Origin of the sequence: Streptomyces sp. NPDC012794, from assembly GCF_042901085.1 — a bacterium.
In the GTDB taxonomy this organism is placed as follows: domain Bacteria; phylum Actinomycetota; class Actinomycetes; order Streptomycetales; family Streptomycetaceae; genus Streptomyces.
The window spans coordinates 1-16,081 of sequence record NZ_JBIBCI010000036.1; the positions used below are offsets into that span (position 1 = coordinate 1).

Annotated in this window: 15 protein-coding genes; 11 read left to right on the plus strand and 4 right to left on the minus strand. The window is 74.3% G+C overall.

The features are described 5' to 3' along the window. Positions 1–564, minus strand: a 564-nt coding sequence (locus tag ACFY7H_RS33070; protein WP_388946105.1) for a hypothetical protein, incomplete at its 3' end; no start/stop codon positions are given. A 15-nt stretch (positions 565–579) separates the two neighbouring features. On the opposite strand from ACFY7H_RS33070, the gene ACFY7H_RS33075 reads away from it, so the two are divergent. Next, positions 580–1,437 carry a hypothetical protein gene (locus ACFY7H_RS33075; RefSeq protein WP_388946107.1) on the plus strand — a complete coding sequence of 286 codons (858 nt, stop codon included), beginning with the start codon at positions 580–582 and terminating at the stop codon, positions 1,435–1,437. A 75-nt stretch (positions 1,438–1,512) separates the two neighbouring features. On the opposite strand, the gene ACFY7H_RS33080 is transcribed toward ACFY7H_RS33075, so the two are convergent. Further along, positions 1,513–2,784, minus strand: coding sequence for a DUF1015 domain-containing protein (locus tag ACFY7H_RS33080; RefSeq protein ID WP_388946110.1), 1,272 nt, complete (start codon positions 2,782–2,784; stop codon positions 1,513–1,515). A gap of 134 nt (positions 2,785–2,918) precedes the next feature. On the opposite strand from ACFY7H_RS33080, the gene ACFY7H_RS33085 reads away from it, so the two are divergent. Genes ACFY7H_RS33085 through ACFY7H_RS33100 form a run of 4 tightly spaced genes read left to right on the plus strand, consistent with a single transcriptional unit; the run spans position 2,919 to position 6,972 of the window. Next, entirely contained in the window at positions 2,919–3,971 is a 1,053-nt protein-coding gene (locus tag ACFY7H_RS33085; protein ID WP_388946113.1) for an HAD hydrolase-like protein, read from the plus strand. Positions 3,972–4,031: 60 nt separating this feature from the next. After that, on the plus strand, positions 4,032–5,081 hold the full coding sequence (locus ACFY7H_RS33090; RefSeq protein WP_388946116.1) for a FecCD family ABC transporter permease: 1,050 nt from the start codon (positions 4,032–4,034) through the stop codon (positions 5,079–5,081). After that, the gene (locus ACFY7H_RS33095; RefSeq protein WP_388946119.1) at positions 5,078–6,139 is read left to right on the plus strand and encodes a FecCD family ABC transporter permease; all 1,062 of its coding nucleotides are present in this window, start codon (positions 5,078–5,080) and stop codon (positions 6,137–6,139) included. Before ACFY7H_RS33090 ends, ACFY7H_RS33095 begins: the two co-directional genes overlap by 4 nt. Continuing rightward, positions 6,136–6,972, plus strand: a complete 837-nt coding sequence (locus tag ACFY7H_RS33100) for an ABC transporter ATP-binding protein (RefSeq protein ID WP_388946122.1) — start codon at positions 6,136–6,138, stop codon at positions 6,970–6,972. The genes ACFY7H_RS33095 and ACFY7H_RS33100 overlap by 4 nt, the downstream gene beginning before the upstream one ends. Positions 6,973–7,025: 53 nt before the next feature. On the opposite strand, the gene ACFY7H_RS33105 is transcribed toward ACFY7H_RS33100, so the two are convergent. Continuing rightward, positions 7,026–7,373 carry an SCP2 sterol-binding domain-containing protein gene (locus tag ACFY7H_RS33105; protein ID WP_388946125.1) on the minus strand — a complete coding sequence of 116 codons (348 nt, stop codon included), beginning with the start codon at positions 7,371–7,373 and terminating at the stop codon, positions 7,026–7,028. A 65-nt stretch (positions 7,374–7,438) separates the two neighbouring features. Here ACFY7H_RS33105 and ACFY7H_RS33110 point away from each other — a divergent pair, with 65 nt between their 5' ends. The 5 genes from ACFY7H_RS33110 (at position 7,439) to ACFY7H_RS33130 (ending at position 12,597) form a co-directional block, all read left to right on the plus strand. Further along, positions 7,439–7,723: a hypothetical protein gene (locus ACFY7H_RS33110; protein ID WP_388946128.1), complete on the plus strand. Its 285-nt coding sequence runs from the start codon at positions 7,439–7,441 to the stop codon at positions 7,721–7,723. Between the two features lie 7 nt (positions 7,724–7,730). Then, entirely contained in the window at positions 7,731–8,546 is an 816-nt protein-coding gene (locus tag ACFY7H_RS33115) for a TlyA family RNA methyltransferase (RefSeq protein ID WP_388946131.1), read from the plus strand. 38 nt (positions 8,547–8,584) lie between these two features. Continuing rightward, complete coding sequence (locus ACFY7H_RS33120; RefSeq protein WP_388946134.1) at positions 8,585–9,523, plus strand: NAD kinase; 939 nt, start codon at positions 8,585–8,587, stop codon at positions 9,521–9,523. Between the two features lie 94 nt (positions 9,524–9,617). Then, positions 9,618–11,336 carry a DNA repair protein RecN gene (recN, locus tag ACFY7H_RS33125; protein ID WP_388946166.1) on the plus strand — a complete coding sequence of 573 codons (1,719 nt, stop codon included), beginning with the start codon at positions 9,618–9,620 and terminating at the stop codon, positions 11,334–11,336. Positions 11,337–11,481: 145 nt separating this feature from the next. Beyond that, on the plus strand, positions 11,482–12,597 hold the full coding sequence (locus tag ACFY7H_RS33130) for a glycosyltransferase family 4 protein (RefSeq protein WP_388946137.1): 1,116 nt from the start codon (positions 11,482–11,484) through the stop codon (positions 12,595–12,597). 107 nt (positions 12,598–12,704) lie between these two features. Here ACFY7H_RS33130 and ACFY7H_RS33135 read toward each other — a convergent pair whose 3' ends face one another. Beyond that, positions 12,705–14,324, minus strand: a complete 1,620-nt coding sequence (locus ACFY7H_RS33135) for a PucR family transcriptional regulator (protein ID WP_388946140.1) — start codon at positions 14,322–14,324, stop codon at positions 12,705–12,707. A gap of 193 nt (positions 14,325–14,517) precedes the next feature. Here ACFY7H_RS33135 and ACFY7H_RS33140 point away from each other — a divergent pair, with 193 nt between their 5' ends. Beyond that, a complete protein-coding gene (locus tag ACFY7H_RS33140; protein WP_388946143.1) occupies positions 14,518–16,074 on the plus strand; it encodes an APC family permease in 1,557 nt (518 codons plus the stop codon). Positions 16,075–16,081 lie beyond the last annotated feature (7 nt).

Here is a 16,081-nt window from a genome sequence, read left to right on the forward strand (position 1 = left end):
GACCGTGGTGGGGACCGTCCGTCGTTCCGTCGTGACGACCGGGGTGAGCGTCCCAGCTACCCGCGTCGTGACGACGACCGTGGCGGGCGTCCCTCCTTCCCCCGCCGTGATGACGACCGTGGTGGTTTCCGCGGTGGCCGTGACGACCGTGGCGGCGACCGCCCCTCGTACCCGCGTCGCGATGACCGTGGTGGGGACCGTCCGTCGTACCCGCGTCGTGACGACCGGGGCGAGCGTCCCAGCTACCCGCGTCGTGACGACGACCGTGGCGGGCGTCCCTCCTTCCCCCGCCGTGATGACGACCGTGGTGGTTTCCGCGGCGGTCGTGACGACCGTGGCGGCGACCGCCCCTCGTACCCGCGCCGTGACGACCGTGGTGGGGACCGTCCGTCGTACCCCCGTCGCGACGACCGTGGGGGCGACCGCGGCGGGTACCGTGGCGGCCGCGATGACCGTGGCGGCGACCGCGGTGGCTTCCGCCGTGACGACCGTGGCGACCGCGAGTTCCGTGCCGACCGTGACCCGGTCAAGCGGCTTCCGATCGACGACGACGTCACCGGTCACGAGATCGACGCCGATGTGCGGCAGGAGCTCCTGAGCCTGCCCAAGGGCCTGGCCGAGGAGGTCTCGCGCAACCTGGTCATGGTGGCGCGGCTGATCGACGAGGACCCCGAGCAGGCGTACGCGTACTCCCGCATCGCCCTGCGTCTGGCCTCCCGTGTAGCCGCCGTGCGCGAGGCCGCCGGCTTCGCCGCGTACGCGACGCAGAAGTACAGCGAGGCGCTCGCGGAGTTCCGTGCCGCCAAGCGGATGACCGGTTCCGTCGAGCTGTGGCCCGTGATGGCCGACTGCGAGCGCGGCCTCGGACGTCCGGAGCGGGCGCTGGCCATGGCCGGTGAGCCCGAGGTGCAGAAGCTGGACAAGGCCGGCCAGGTCGAGATGCGTCTGGTCGCGGCCGGTGCCCGGCGGGACATGGGCGAGCTCGACGCCGCCATCGTGACCCTGCAGAGCCCCGAGCTGGCCTCCAGCTCCGTCCAGCCGTGGACCGCACGCCTGCGCTACGCCTACGCCGACGCGCTGCTGGCGGCCGGCCGTGAGGACGAGGCCCGCGAGTGGTTCGGGAAGACCCTCGAGGCCGACAAGGACGGCGCGACCAACGCCTCCGACCGGCTCGCCGAGATCGACGGCGTGGAGTTCGTGGACGCCGGTGCGGTCGACGCGGACCTCGAGGACCTCGACGACGTCGACATCGACGCCGACGAGGAGGACGAGGAGCAGGACGAGGACCCGGCCGAGGTGGCCGCCGCCGAGCGCGCCTCCGACCAGGCCGAGTACTACGACGAGGACGACGAGGAGTACGAGCCCGTCGACGACGCCGAGGGCGACGTGACCGACGAGATCGTGGTCATGGAGGACGACGAGCCCGGCAAGGCGTAACCGCCGGCTCGTCGGAGGACGACGGAAGGGCGGCACCCCCTCGGGGGTGCCGCCCTTCCGTGTGTCCGGGGCCGCTCAGTCCAGGCTGCGGAGCACCAGGCCGGTGGCCGGCTTCGGTCCGAACGAGGTGGATTTGCGGGGCATGGTGACGCCCTGGCGGGCCAGGTCCCGGACGACCTCCTCACGCACGGGGTGCAGCAGGACCGCCGTGCCGCCGTGCCGTTCGGCCATGGCGACGGTGGCGGCGGCGTCGTGGATGTACGTGATGTGGTCCGGCGCGTCCGGGATCTGCCACAGGGCGTCGAGCAGGGAGGCGTGCAGCACGGTCGCGTCCAGCCGGCGCCACGCCTCGGGGCGGTCGCGCCGCACGGTGCGCTCGATCAGGGCCGGGTCCGGGTCGGTGACCAGGTGGAAGCTGCCGTCGCCGCCGAGGAGGAAGGCGTTGCCGCGCTCCGAGGCGTCGGCGAGTGCCTCCAGGGCCAGGGGCAGGGGCCCCTGGACGGGGCGCACCCGGAAGGAACCCTCGACCTTGGCCAGCGCCTCGCTCAGCGGGAGGCGGCGCAGCATCCGGTGGATGGCCCGGACCTGGAGCGGGTAGCGGGCGGTGTCGACGAGGAGGACCAGGCCGAAGTCCCAGGGGGTGGCGGGGCCGTGCTCCTCCTGGAGGCGCAGGTAGGTGGCCCAGCGGTGGTGGCCGTCGGCGATGAGGGCCTGGCGGTGGGCCAGGTCGGCGGTGATGACGGCCACCTGGCCGGGGTCCGTGACGGCCCAGAGGCTGTGGCGGAAGCCGTCCTCGGTCACGGTGGACAGCAGGGGTTCGCGGGCGGCGGTGTCCTCGACGACGGCGGCCGCTCCGGTGCCCGGGCCGTCGCCCCGGTAGGTGAGGAGGAGCGGTTCCAGGTTGGCGGAGGTGGCGCGCATCAGGCCCGCCCGGTCGGTGACCACGTCCGGCATGACGTCCTCGTGGGGGAGGACCACGCCCGCCTCGGCGGGGGAGAGGGCGAGGGCGCCGATGATGCCGCGCTGGAGGAGGCCCGGCCTGCGCTGCTCGTAGACGTACAGCGCGGGCTGCGGGTCGTCGCTGAGGACGCCCTCGGTGAGCCAGTCGCGCAGGGTGCGGGCGGCCTGCTCGTTGCGCGCGGCCGGGGTCTCGGCCTGGGGGAGGATCAGGCGGACGATGTTGTGCGGGTCCGCGGATTCGAGGTAGTCGACTCCGTCGGGGCGTACGACCACGTCGTACGGCGGAGAGGTCACTGCCGCCAGGCTGCCGACGCGCTCCGGGACGTAGCGCAGTCCGTGGAAGGGGATCAGGCGCAGGCCGTGCTCCGCGTTGCCAGGTGTGGTCATTGGTGCATGGTAAGACCCGTCTCGGGATGCGGGATGATCGGGGGAGTTACGGGTTAGCGCAAACTCGGACAAGATCGATCGTAAGAATCCCGATGTCTTGAGCGTTGTTGGAACGGTTCAGAAGGAGTGGCCAGATGACCCGGCAGAGCAGGACCGGCCCCGCGGGCAGTGAGCGGAGTCTGCACCAGGCGTACGACACGGCGCTGCTCGATCTGGACGGGGTGGTGTACGCGGGCGGCCACGCGATCGCGTACGCGGTGGAGTCCCTGGCCGCGGCCCGGGAGGGCGGGATGCACCTGGCGTACGTCACGAACAACGCGCTGCGGACCCCGGACGCCGTCGCGGAGCACCTGACCGAGCTGGGCATCCCCACGGAGGCGGGTGAGGTGATCACCTCCGCGCAGGCGGTGGCCCGGCTGATCGCGGAGCAGGTGGAGCCGGGTTCGAAGGTGCTGGTGATCGGCGGCGAGGGGCTGCGGGTCGCGCTGCGCGAGCGCGGGCTGGTGCCGGTGGAGTCCGCGGAGGAGGAGGGGCTCGCGGCGGTCGTGCAGGGTTACGGCGGGCCGGACCTGGCGTGGGGGAGGTTCGCGGAGGCCTCGTACGCGATCAACCGCGGGGTGCCGTGGTTCGCGTCGAACACCGACCTGACGATTCCGGGGGCGCGCGGGATCGCGCCGGGTAACGGGGCGGCCGTGCAGGTCGTACGGATCGCCACGGGCGCGGAGCCGCAGGTGGCGGGCAAGCCGCTGCCGCCGATGCACCGGGAGACGGTGCTGCGGACCGGGGCGCGGCGGCCGCTGGTGGTGGGCGACCGGCTGGACACCGACATCGAGGGCGCGTTCAACGGTGACGTGGACTCGCTGCTGGTGCTGACCGGGGTGACGGACGCGGCGCAGCTGCTGCGGGCCGAGCCGAGGCACCGGCCGACGTATGTGGACCGGGATCTGCGGGGGCTGCTGACGGGGCAGCCGGAGGTGGTGGAGCACGCGGGCGGCCGGCGGTGCGGAGGCTGGACCGCGGTGCACGTGGACGGCCGTCTGGACGTGGAGCCGGCGGGGTCCGCGGACGGGCCGGCGGGCGATCCGGTCGACGGGCTGCGGGCGCTGTGCGCGGTGGCCTGGTCGCGGGCCGGGGACGGGGCGTACACGGGTGAGGTGGAGAAGGCGCTGGCGCGGCTTGGGTTCTGAGCCCGCTGTCCCGGCCGCCCGGGTGATCAGCGCGAGGCAGGGTAGGCTAACCTAACCTTCGTGTTGGTCGAGAGTCCCCCCGAATCCGAGCGGAGCGCGCCGTCGCCCGTGGCCCGTCCACGGCACGCGGTGCGCGTCGCCGGCCTGCTGATCGCCCTCGCCGTGCTGGCCCTGGTCGCGGTGGCGAGCATCTCCGTGGGCGCCAAGCCCATGTCGCTGGACCAGGTCTGGCACGGCCTGTTCCACTACTCCGGCACCACCAACGACGTGGTCGTACGGGACCTGCGGGTCCCGCGCACCGTCCTCGGGGTGATGGTCGGGCTCGGACTCGGCCTGTCCGGCGCGGTGATGCAGGCGCTGACCCGCAACCCGCTGGCCGAGCCCGGCATCCTCGGCGTCAACGCGGGCGCCGCGGCCGCCGTCGTCTCGGCGATCAGCTTCTTCGGGGCCGCCACGCTGAGCGAGTTCGTCTGGTGGGCCTTCCTCGGCGCCGCCGTGGTCTCCGTCGCCGTCTACGTACTCGGCGGCAGCCGCAGCGCGACGCCGGTGCGCCTCGCGCTCGCCGGTACGGCGGCCAGTGCGGCGCTCGTCGGCTACATCAACGCCGTGCAGCTGATGGACACCAAGGCACTGGACAAGCTGCGTTTCTGGACGGTGGGCTCGCTGGCTTCGGCCACCATGGACACCGTCCGGCAGGTGGCCCCCTTCCTGCTCGTCGGCGCCGTGCTCGCCCTGGTGCTGGGCCGGCCGCTCAACGCGATGGCGATGGGCGACGACACCGCGCGGGCGCTCGGCGCGCACCTGACGCGGACCAGGATCCTCGCGATGGCCGCCATCACCCTGCTGTGCGGGGCGGCGACGGCCGCCTGCGGGCCGATCGTCTTCATCGGGCTGATGATCCCCCACCTGGCCCGTCTGGTGACCGGCCCCGACATGCGCTGGGTGCTCGCGTACTCGGCCGTCCTGTCGCCCGTGCTGCTGCTGGGCGCCGACGTGGTGGGACGGGTCGTCACCCGGCCCTCCGAGCTCCAGGTCGGCATCGTCACCGCCCTCGTCGGCGGCCCCGTCTTCATCTACCTGGTTCGGCGCAAGAGGATGGCCCAGCTGTGACCGCGACCCCCGCCGCCCCGACCTCCCGGCTCCGGGCCCTGCGCGGACCCGGCCGGATCTCGCTGCGCGTCGAGCCGCGCGCGCTGGTGACCGGGCTGGTCCTGGCCGTGGCGACGCTGCTGCTGGCCGTCGTGCTCATCGGCACCGGCGACTTCGAGATCGCGCCCTGGGACGTCGTACAGACCCTGCTGGGCAACGGAGCCCCGGCCGACGACTTCATCGTCAACGACCTCCGGCTGCCGCGGGTCCTGGTCGCCGTGCTCGTCGGCGCGGCCCTCGGGATGGCCGGGGCGGTCTTCCAGTCCGTCTCGCGCAATCCGCTCGGCTCCCCGGACCTGCTCGGCTTCGGGTACGGCTCGGCGGTCGGCGCGCTCGTCGTCATCGTCCTCTTCAAGGGCGGCGCCACCGAGGTCGCGCTCGGCGCGGTCGTCGGCGGCCTGCTGGCGGGAGCCGCCGTCTACCTCCTCGCGTACAAGCAGGGGATCCAGGGGTACCGGCTGGTGCTCGTGGGCATCGGGGCCTCGGCCGTCCTCGTGGCGCTCATCCAGTACCTGATCGCCAAGGCGCAGATCGCCGAGGCCACCCGGGCGATGGTGTGGCTGACCGGTTCGCTGGCCGGACGGGACTGGGCGCAGGTGTGGCCGCTGCTGGCGGCCTGCGCGGTGCTGTTCCCGCTGGTCCTGGGGCAGAGCCGGGCCCTGCGGGCCATGGAGATGGGCGACGACGCCGCGTACGCGCTGGGCGTGCCGGTGGAGCGGACCCGGATGCTGCTGATGCTGGCGGCGGTCCTGCTCACCACCGCCGCCGCGGCCGCGGCCGGACCGATCAGCTTCGTCGCGCTGGCCGCTCCGCAGCTGGCCCGGCGGCTGTCGAGGTCGCCGGGGTCGAACCCGCTGAGCGGCGCGCTGATGGGTGCCGTCCTGCTGCTGGCCTCGGACCTGGCCTCGCAGCGGGCCTTCGGCGCGGACCAGCTGCCGGTGGGCGTGGTCACGGGGCTGGTCGGCGGCGTCTACCTGCTCTGGCTGCTCGTCACGGAGCGCAAGGCGGGACGTATATGAACAAGCAGGCCGAAACGAGGAGTGGGCAAGTGCAGAGGCTGAGCGCGGAGGACGTCACCCTCGGCTACGACCAGCGGGTCATCGCGGAGAACCTGTCGGTGGAGATCCCCGACAACTCCTTCACCGTGATCGTGGGCCCCAACGCCTGCGGCAAGTCGACGCTCCTGCGGGCCCTGTCGCGGATGCTGAAGCCGGCCGCCGGACGGGTGCTGCTCGACGGGCAGGCGATCTCCTCGCTGCCAGCGAAGAAGGTGGCCAGGACGCTGGGGCTGCTCCCGCAGTCCTCGATCGCGCCGGACGGCATCACGGTCGCCGACCTGGTCTCGCGCGGCCGCTACCCGCACCAGGGGCTGCTGCGCCAGTGGTCGGCGGAGGACGAGCGGATCGTCGTCGAGTCGATGGCCTCCACCGGGGTGGCCGAGCTCGCCGACCGGGCGGTGGACGAGCTGTCGGGCGGCCAGCGCCAGCGGGTGTGGATCGCGATGGCCCTGGCCCAGCAGACCCCGCTGCTGCTGCTGGACGAGCCGACGACCTACCTGGACATCCAGCACCAGCTCGACGTGCTCGACCTGTGCGCGGAGCTCCACGAGACACAGGGCCGGACCCTGGTGGCGGTGCTGCACGACCTCAACCACGCGGCCCGCTACGCCACGCACCTGATCGCCCTGCGCGGCGGCGTGGTCGTCGCCGAGGGCCCGCCGGCCGAGGTGGTCACCGCCGAGCTGGTGGAGGAGGTGTTCGGGGTGCGCTGCCAGATCATCGACGACCCGGAGACCGGTACGCCGCTGGTGGTCCCGGCGGCCCGCAAGGCCCGCGCGAAGGCCGCCGTCTGAGCGGGGAGACCCCGGCGCCGAAGGGGCCGCGGCGCGTGCGTCGGTGAAGACGGCTAGAGCATGCTCTTGAGGCGCAGCAGGTCGCGGAAGCCGGCCTCCAGCCGGACCCGGCCCGAGGCCCAGGCCTTGGCGAACCTCAGCTCCCCGGCGACCAGCCCGAGGAGGTCGTCGCCGGTCATCGCCAGCCGGATCTCCGCCTTGGCGCGGGGCGCGCCGGGCGCGATCCCGTCCACCCGGATCCGGCCGCCCTCGAGGCGGCCGGTGAAGGTCTCGTCGAGGTCGGTGATGTGGCAGCTCAGGGAGCGGTCGAGGGCCGCGGCGCCGCGTACGTCGCCGTCGGCGGCCGCCAGGTTGTCGGAGAGTCGGTCGAGTGCCGCGCGGCACTCCTGGATCGTAGCCATGGTGATCACGACCGTACCGCAGAGCCGCCGGTGGTGAGCGCCGTGCTTCGGGGTAGCGTCGGAGCATGACCGACGTACAGTCCGGGAGCGCTCCGGACGTCCCCCGCGAGCCCGGGGCCCCCGCCGCCGGGCCCGCCGTCGAGCCCGCCGGGCCCGCGCCGCTGGGCCTCGTACGGACCCCCACCGGCCACGCCGGGGTGGACGCGCACCTGGAGCGGCTGGCGGACGCGGACCACCTGGCGGCGGACCGGCACGCCGAGGTGTACGAGGATGTGCACAGGGGACTGCGCGAGGCGCTGGACGCGCTGGACGCACCGCCCGTCCCCGGACCTTACGAAAACAGGAGCTGAACCGAACGTGGCAGGAGTGGCACGCCGCCGCCTGGACGCCGAACTGGTACGCCGCAGCATGGCCCGCTCGCGCGAGCACGCGGCCCAGCTGATCGCCGCGGGCCGGGTGACCGTGGGCGGTACCACCGCCACCAAGCCGGCCACCCAGGTCGAGACCAGCGCGGCCCTCGTCGTCCTCAAGGACGACAGCGACCCCGACTACGTCTCCCGGGGCGGCCACAAGCTGGCCGGCGCGCTCGCGGCCTTCCGGCCGCGGGGGCTCGCCGTCGAGGGCCGCCGGGCGCTGGACGCGGGGGCCTCGACGGGCGGCTTCACCGATGTGCTGCTGCGTGCGGGCGTCGCCCACGTCGTCGCCGTCGACGTCGGCTACGGACAGCTCGCCTGGTCGCTGCAGAGCGACGAACGGGTCACCGTCAAGGACCGTACGAACGTCCGCGAGCTGACCCTGGACCTGATCGACGGCGTCCCCGTGGACCTGGTCGTCGGAGACCTGTCCTTCATCTCCATCGGGCTGGTGCTGCCGGCGCTGGTGCGGTGCACGGCGCCGGACGCCGACCTGGTGCTGATGGTGAAGCCGCAGTTCGAGGTGGGCAAGGACCGCCTGGGCAGCGGCGGTGTGGTGCGCAGCCCCGAGCTGCGGGCCGAGGCGGTGCGGGAGGTCGCGGCGCAGGCCTGGAAGCTGGGGCTGGGCGTGCTCGGGGTGACGGCCAGCCCGCTGCCGGGGCCGTCGGGCAACGTCGAGTACTTTCTGTGGCTTCGGGCGGGGGCACCGGCACTCGACCCGGGGGATGTCGACCGTGCAGTGGCGGAGGGGCCGCAGTGACAGGTGTGTCAGCAGGTTCAGCAGGTTCAGCACGTCGGGTGGAACCGGAGCGCCCGGGACCGGGGGAGACCGCGGAGCCGACGGGGCCGCGGACCGTCTTCCTGGTCGCGCACACGGGCCGGCCCGCCGCGATCCGCAGCGCGGAGCTGGTGGTGCAGGGGCTGCTGAAGTCGGGGATCGGGGTGCGGGTCCTGGAGTACGAGGCGCGGGACCTGCCGCTGCCGCCCGAGGTGCAGCTCGTCTCCGAGTGCACGCCCGTGGCGCTGGAGGGGTGCGAGCTGCTGATCGTGCTGGGCGGGGACGGGACCCTGCTGCGCGGGGCGGAGTTCGCCCGCGGCTCGGGGGTGCCGATGCTGGGCGTCAACCTGGGCCGGGTGGGGTTCCTCGCCGAGGCCGAGCGCGACGACCTGGACAAGGTCGTGGACCGGGTGGTGAGCCGGTCCTACGAGGTCGAGGAGCGGATGACCCTCGACGTCCTCGTCCGGACCAACGGGGACGTGGTGCACCGGGACTGGGCGCTGAACGAGGCCGCCGTCCAGAAGGTGTCCGCCGAGCGAATGCTGGAGGTGGTCCTGGAGATCGACGGGCGCCCGGTGACCGGCTTCGGCTGCGACGGCATCGTCTGCGCGACGCCGACGGGCTCCACGGCGTACGCCTTCTCCGCGGGCGGACCGGTGGTCTGGCCGGAGGTGGAGGCGCTGCTGATGGTGCCGATCAGCGCGCACGCGCTGTTCGCGAAGCCGCTGGTGACCTCGCCCACCTCGGTGCTGGCCGTGGAGGTGCAGAACGGCACCCCGCACGGCGCCCTGTGGTGCGACGGGCGCAGGACGTTCGAGCTGCCCGCCGGGGCCCGGGTGGAGGTCCGCCGGGGGACGGTGCCGGTGCGGCTCGCCCGGCTGCACCACGCGTCCTTCACGGACCGGCTGGTGGCGAAGTTCGCCCTGCCGGTCTCGGGATGGCGCGGAGCACCCCACTAGCCCCTCCAATAGCACATCCGTTCGAGAAACTTCGGGCGGGTGAGGTCACATGGCACCGGTGAAACCTCGGTATCGTCGTCCCGTGCTTGAGGAGATGCGGATACGGTCGCTCGGGGTCATCGACGACGCGGTGGTCGAGCTGTCGCCCGGTTTCACCGCGGTGACCGGCGAGACCGGTGCGGGCAAGACGATGGTCGTCACCAGCCTCGGGCTGCTGCTCGGCGGCCGCGCCGACCCGGCCCTGGTGCGGATCGGGGCCAAGGCGGCGGTGGTCGAGGGCCGCGTCGTCATGAGCCCCGACGCGCCCGCCGCCGTGCGGGCCGAGGAGGCCGGGGCCGAGCTCGACGACGGCGCCCTGCTGATCAGCCGGACCGTGTCCGCCGAGGGCCGCTCGCGCGCCCACGTCGGCGGCCGCTCCGTGCCCGTCGGCCTGCTCGCCGAACTCGCCGACGACCTCGTCGCCGTCCACGGCCAGACCGACCAGCAGGGCCTGCTGCGCCCGGCCCGCCAGCGCCGGGCCCTCGACCGGTACGCCGGCGACGCCGTCGCCGTCCCCCTGGAGAAGTACGCCGGCGCCTACCGGCGGCTGCGCGCCGCCACCGCCGAACTGGACACCATCACCACCCGCGCCCGCGAGCGGGCGCAGGAGGCGGACCTGCTGCGGTTCGGGCTGGACGAGATCGCCGCCGTGGAACCGCTGCCCGGCGAGGACGCCGAGCTCGCGGCCGAGGCCGAACGGCTGGGGCACGCCGAGTCGCTGGCCTCCGCCGCCCAGGCCGCGCACGCGGCGCTGGCCGGTGACGTCGAGGACCCCGAGGGCGTCGACGCCAACACCCTCGTCGCCGGCGCGCACCGCGCACTGGAATCCGTACGCTCCCACGACCCGGCACTCGGCGCGCTCGCCGACCGGATCGGGGAGCTGGGCATCCTGCTCTCCGACGTCGCCGGGGAACTCGCCGGGTACGCCGACGACCTGGACGCCGATCCGCTGCGGCTGGCCGCGGTGGAGGAGCGGCGGGCCGCGCTGACCCAGCTGACCCGCAAGTACGGCGACTCCGTCGACGCGGTGCTGGACTGGGCGCAGAAGGGCTCGGCGAGGCTGCTGGAACTCGACGGCGACGACGAGCGGATCGCCGAACTGACCGCCGAGCGGGACGCCCTGCGCGAGGAGTTGTCCGTGCTCGCGCAGGCGCTGACGGACGCGCGGACCGAGGCCGCCGAGCGGTTCGCCGCCGCCGTCACCGCCGAACTGGCCTCCCTCGCGATGCCGCACGCGCGGGTGACCATCGAGATCCGGCAGACGGAGGACCCCGAGGGTGTCGAGGTCGGCGGACGCCCGGTCGCGTACGGGCCCACGGGCGCGGACGAGGTCGAGCTGCTGCTGGCCCCGCACCCCGGCGCGCAGCCGCGGCCGATCGCCAAGGGCGCCTCGGGCGGTGAGCTGTCACGGGTCATGCTGGCCGTCGAGGTCGTCTTCGCCGGGTCCGCCCCCGTGCCCACCTACCTCTTCGACGAGGTGGACGCGGGTGTCGGCGGCAAGGCGGCCGTCGAGATCGGGCGGCGGCTCGCGAAGCTGGCGAAGACCGCGCAGGTCGTCGTCGTCACGCACCTGCCGCAGGTGGCCGCCTTCGCGGACCGGCAGCTGCTGGTGGAGAAGACCGTCGACGGATCGGTGACCCGGTCCGGGGTGACCGTGCTGGAGGGCGAGGACCGCATCCGCGAGCTGTCGCGGATGCTGGCCGGCCAGGAGGACTCCCAGACGGCGCGGGCCCACGCGGAGGAACTGCTGGAGGCGGCGCGGGCGGACGCGTGACGAGCGGGTATTAGCCCGTGTGGGTGAGGCTGGGGGGCGCACTGCGGTATCCCGCACGGCATCCGTACCCGTATGGTCCCGGAACGCGCGTGCGGACTGGCATCCTGGGCGACGTCTCTGCCCCCTCACCCTGGAGCTACCGCCCGTGAGCAGCTCCCCGGCCTCCTTCCCGGCCCCCGCACAGCCGTACGGCCGGCCCCCGCTGCGCACCGTCCAGGTCCTCGGCGGTGCGGGCGCGGGCAGCAGCGCGCACGTGCGGTCCCTGGCGACGGGACTGGCGGCGCGCGGCGTACGGGTGACCGTGTGCGCCCCCGCCGCGGCCGAAGGGGAGTACGACTTCACCGGCGCCGGGGCGGAGTTCACCCCCGACGCGGCGAACGCCCTGCGGGCCGCCTGCGCCGGGGCCGACGTGGTGCACGCCCACGGGATCCGGGCCGGAATGCGCGCCGCGATGGCACTGCGCGGCGGCGGGCGCCGGCCGCCGCTGGTGGTGACCTGGCACGGCAGCGCGCCGGAGCCGGCGGGGGCGCTCGGGCCGCTGAGCCGCCTCCTGGAACGGCACGTGGCCCGGTCGGCGGCCGTGGTCCTGGGGTCCTCCTCCGACCAGGTCGACCTGGCCCGGCGGCGCGGGGCGCGGGACGCACGGCTGGCGGCGGTGGCCGTACCCGCCGCGGCGGCGCCGCCCGACGCGGGCAAGACCCGGGCGGAACTGGGCGCGGTGGATCGGCCCCTGGTCATGGCGGTCGGCAGCCTGGTGGCCGGGCGCGGCTACTCCGTCCTGCTGGACGCGGCGCGGGCGTGGCGGGTACTGGAGCCGCTGCCGCTGCTGTTGATCGCGGGGGAGGGGCCGCTGCGGCCCGAGCTGGCCCGGCGCATCGAGGAGGAGGGGCTTCCTGTGCGGCTGCTGGGGCGCCGCCGGGACGCCGACCGGCTGCTGGCGGCGGCGGACGTGGCGGTGCTGCCGAGCCGCTGGGAGGGCCGGTCCCTGCTGGCGCAGGAGGCCCTGCGGGCGGGGGTGGCGCTGGTGGCCACCGAGGTCGGGGCGGTTCCGGAACTGGTCGGCGACGCGGCGGTCCTGGTCCCGTACGGGGACTCGGCCGTGCTGGCGGGGGCGGTGGCGGCGCTCCTGGACGACCCGGAACGCCGGGCGGCCCTCGCGGTGGCGGGCCGCGCCCAGGCGGCGACGTGGCCGTCGGAGGACGAAACGGTCGCGCAGGTCCTCGCGGTGTACGACGAACTGATGGACCGGCCCCTGTCCTGACGCGGCGGGGCCGGCGCCCGGGGCCGGGGCGGCCGGGGGCGTCCGCGGCCTGGAGGTGCCGTCGCGCCCCGCCCCGCGGCCGACCGCCGGAGGCCGTCGGCGGTGCGTCAGGAGGACGTGTGGCGGCGGGCGCGGAGGGCCAGGCTCAGGGAGAGGACCGTTTCGGGGTCGTCGAGGTCCGTGCCCAGGAGCTCCGAGATGCGGGCCAGCCGGTTGTACAGGGTCTGGCGGTTCAGGTGCAGCTCCCGCGCGGTCTCCGCCTTGCGGCCCGCATGCGCCAGGTACGTCTCCAGGGTGGGCAGGAGCGGCGGGCGGGACGTCGCGTCGTGGACGCGGAGCGCGCCGATCGCGCGGTCCACGAACGCCGCCAGGTCCGGGTGCTCGCGCAGGCGCCACAGCAGCAGGTCGATGTCCAGCCGGCGGGCGTCGTACCAGGGCCGGGCCGGCAGGCCGTGGGCCGCCGTGGCCGTCTCGGCGGCGTGCCGCAGACCGGACGAGGCGGCCGCCCAGCCGCCCGCGACGCCCACGACCACGGCGGGCGGGGCGGCGGCCCGGTCGAGGCCGGCCCGTTCGACGCCCGCCCGCAGCGCGGCGGCGACCCGGTCGGCGACCGGCGTGCGCTCCGACTCGGTGCGCAGCGAGACCAGCAGCGGCACCCGCCCCTCCACGGGACGGACGCCCAGCAGTACCGGCACCCCGACCGACGACAGCTCCTCCAGTACCGCCCGGGCCAGCACCGCCCAGTTCCCCGAGGCCCCCAGGTCCGTGGACAGCCGCATCACGATCGGCAGCAGCGGCCCCGTGCCCGGCCGGAAGCCCAGGACCCGGGCCTGCGCCGGGGCGTCCTCGGCCGAGATCCGGCCCTCCGCCAGGTCGGTCAGGAAGTCCCCCCGGCCGCGCGCGGCCAGCTCCTCCTCCTGCCGGGCCTGCATCAGGACCACCGCCAGGACCCCCGCCGTGCGCTCCGCCGCCATCCGGTGGACCGGGAGCAGCGGCGCCGAGACCCCCACCAGGACGACCCTGGCCCGGACCGAGCCGGTGCCGTGGCCGCCGCCCGGTACGTCGACCACCACGGCGTTCGCCGGGGTCTCGGCCGTGCGCTGGCCGCGCAGCCCCTCCCACACCTGGAGCGGGTCCGCCGCACCCGCCCCGGCCACCGGCCCGGCGGCGTAGAGCAGTTGCCCCTCCGGGGTCTCCAGGAAGACCGGGTTGCCCGTGAAGTCCGACAGGATGCGCAGCACCTGCGGGATCCCGCCGCCGCCCAACAGGGCCTCGGTGCAGCGCCGGTGCACCTCCTCGGCCCGCTGGAGCAGGGCGTAGTGGCCGTTGACGATCTCGGTGTGGACCTCCTCGGTCACCGCCACGAAGGGCACCTCGCGGTGGAGCTGGACCAGCGGCAGCCCGGCCGCCTTCGCCGTCTCGACGAGCGTGGCGGGCAGGCGGGTGAAACGCGGACCCAGCTCCACGACGAGCGCGGCGATGCCCCGGTCCGCGAGGCGGCGTACGAAGGCGCGCTGCTCGGCGGGGCGCGTGCCCAGGCCCAGGCCGGTGGTCAGCAGCAGCTCGCCGCCCTTGAGCAGCGAGGCGATGTTCGGGACCTCGCCCGCGTGCACCCAGCGGACGGTCCGTCCCAGCCGGTCGGCACAGGCGACCACCTCCGGAAGCCCGCTGCGCAGTCCCGGCAGCTCCAGTGCCCGCTGAACCGTGATTCCGCCCTGGTCGTCCATATCGCGGACGCTACCGGCCGCTCTGTTGCCCGCACATCACCGGGCGGTCACGGAGTCCGATATGCCCCCGTCCGGGCCGACAACTCGTCGCCCCGGCAAGGCGATTATCGCACCGCGTGCCGGTTGTGGCGTGCGTCACCCGGGTGGAGAGTGTCGGCCCTCGGACAGATCAGGAAGCAGGAACGAGGACTCCATGAGCAGAGCCAGCGCCACGCCTCCGCCCACCACCGGGGCCACACCCCCGGTCCAGCGCCTCAAGGCCAACTCCGTCGGCCTCGTCGGCGTCGTCTTCATGGCGGTCGCCACCGCCGCGCCGATCACCGCGATGACCGGCAACCTGCCCATCGCGGTCGGCTTCGGCAACGGCACCGGCGCCCCGGCCGGGTACCTCTTCGCGACGATCGTCCTCACCGTCTTCGCGGTCGGCTACGTGGCCATGGCCAAGCGGATCACCGCCGCCGGCGCCTTCTACGGGTACATCTCGCACGGCCTCGGCCGGATCGCCGGCATGGCCTCCGGGATGCTCGCCGTCCTCGCGTACATCGTCTTCGAGGCCTCGATCGTCGGCGTCTTCTCCTACTTCGCGAAGACCACCGTCCACGACCAGCTCGGCGTGGACCTGCCCTGGGTCCTCTACGCGGCCGCCATGCTCGCCGTCACCGCCGTCCTCGCGCACTTCGACATCAACCTCACCGCCAAGGCCCTCGGCGTGATGCTCGTCGCCGAGATCGCCGTCCTCTTCGCCGTCGCCACCGCCGTGCTCCTCGCGGGCGGCGGCCCCGACGGGATCCCGCTGGAGCCCGTCAACCCGAAGAACGCCTTCACCGGCACCTCCGCCGGCCTCGGCCTCTTCTTCGCCTTCTGGTCCTGGGTCGGCTTCGAGTCCACCGCGATGTACGGCGAGGAGTCCCGCGACCCCAAGCGGGTCATCCCCAAGGCCACCCTCATCTCCGTCGTCGGAGTGGGCCTCTTCTACATCTACGTCTCCTGGATGACCATCGCCGGCAACGGCCTGGCCGACTCCGTCACCCTCTCCGCCTCCGCCAGCCCCCTGGACCTGTTCTTCGCCCCGACCAAGGCCTTCATCGGCGCCTGGGCCGTCGACGCCTTCCAGTGGCTGCTGCTCACCGGCTCCTTCGCCTGTGGGATGGCCTTCCACCAGTGCGCCGCCCGCTACCTGTACGCCATCGGCCGCGAGGGCTTCCTGCACCCCGGCCTCGGCCGCACCCACCACCGCCACGGCTCCCCGTACGTCGCCTCCGTGGCGCAGACCGCGATCGCCGCCGCCCTCGTCGCCGGCTTCTGGCTCACCGGCCAGGACCCGTACCTGCACCTGTACACGCTGCTCGCGATCCTCGGCACCATGGCGATCCTGATCGTGCAGACCCTGTGCTCCTTCGCCGTCATCGGCTACTTCCGCGCCAACCACCCGGAGGACCGGCACTGGTTCAGGACCTTCACCGCCCCGCTGCTCGGCGGGATCGGGATGACCGCCGTGGTGGTGCTGCTGGTGCTCAACATGGAGACCGCAGCCGGCGCCGCAGCCGGATCGCTGTTCTTCAAGCTCATCCCCTGGATCGTCGGCACGGTCTTCCTCGGCGGCCTGGCCCTCGGCCTCTGGCTGAAGGCGAAGGCCCCCGAGCGCTACGAGGTCATCGGCCGGATCGTCCTGGAGGACGCCGCCGAACGCGCCGACGACCCCGAGGACCCCGCCGTCACCGCCTCCGGCCCGACCGCCGCCACCGTCTGAGGAGCCC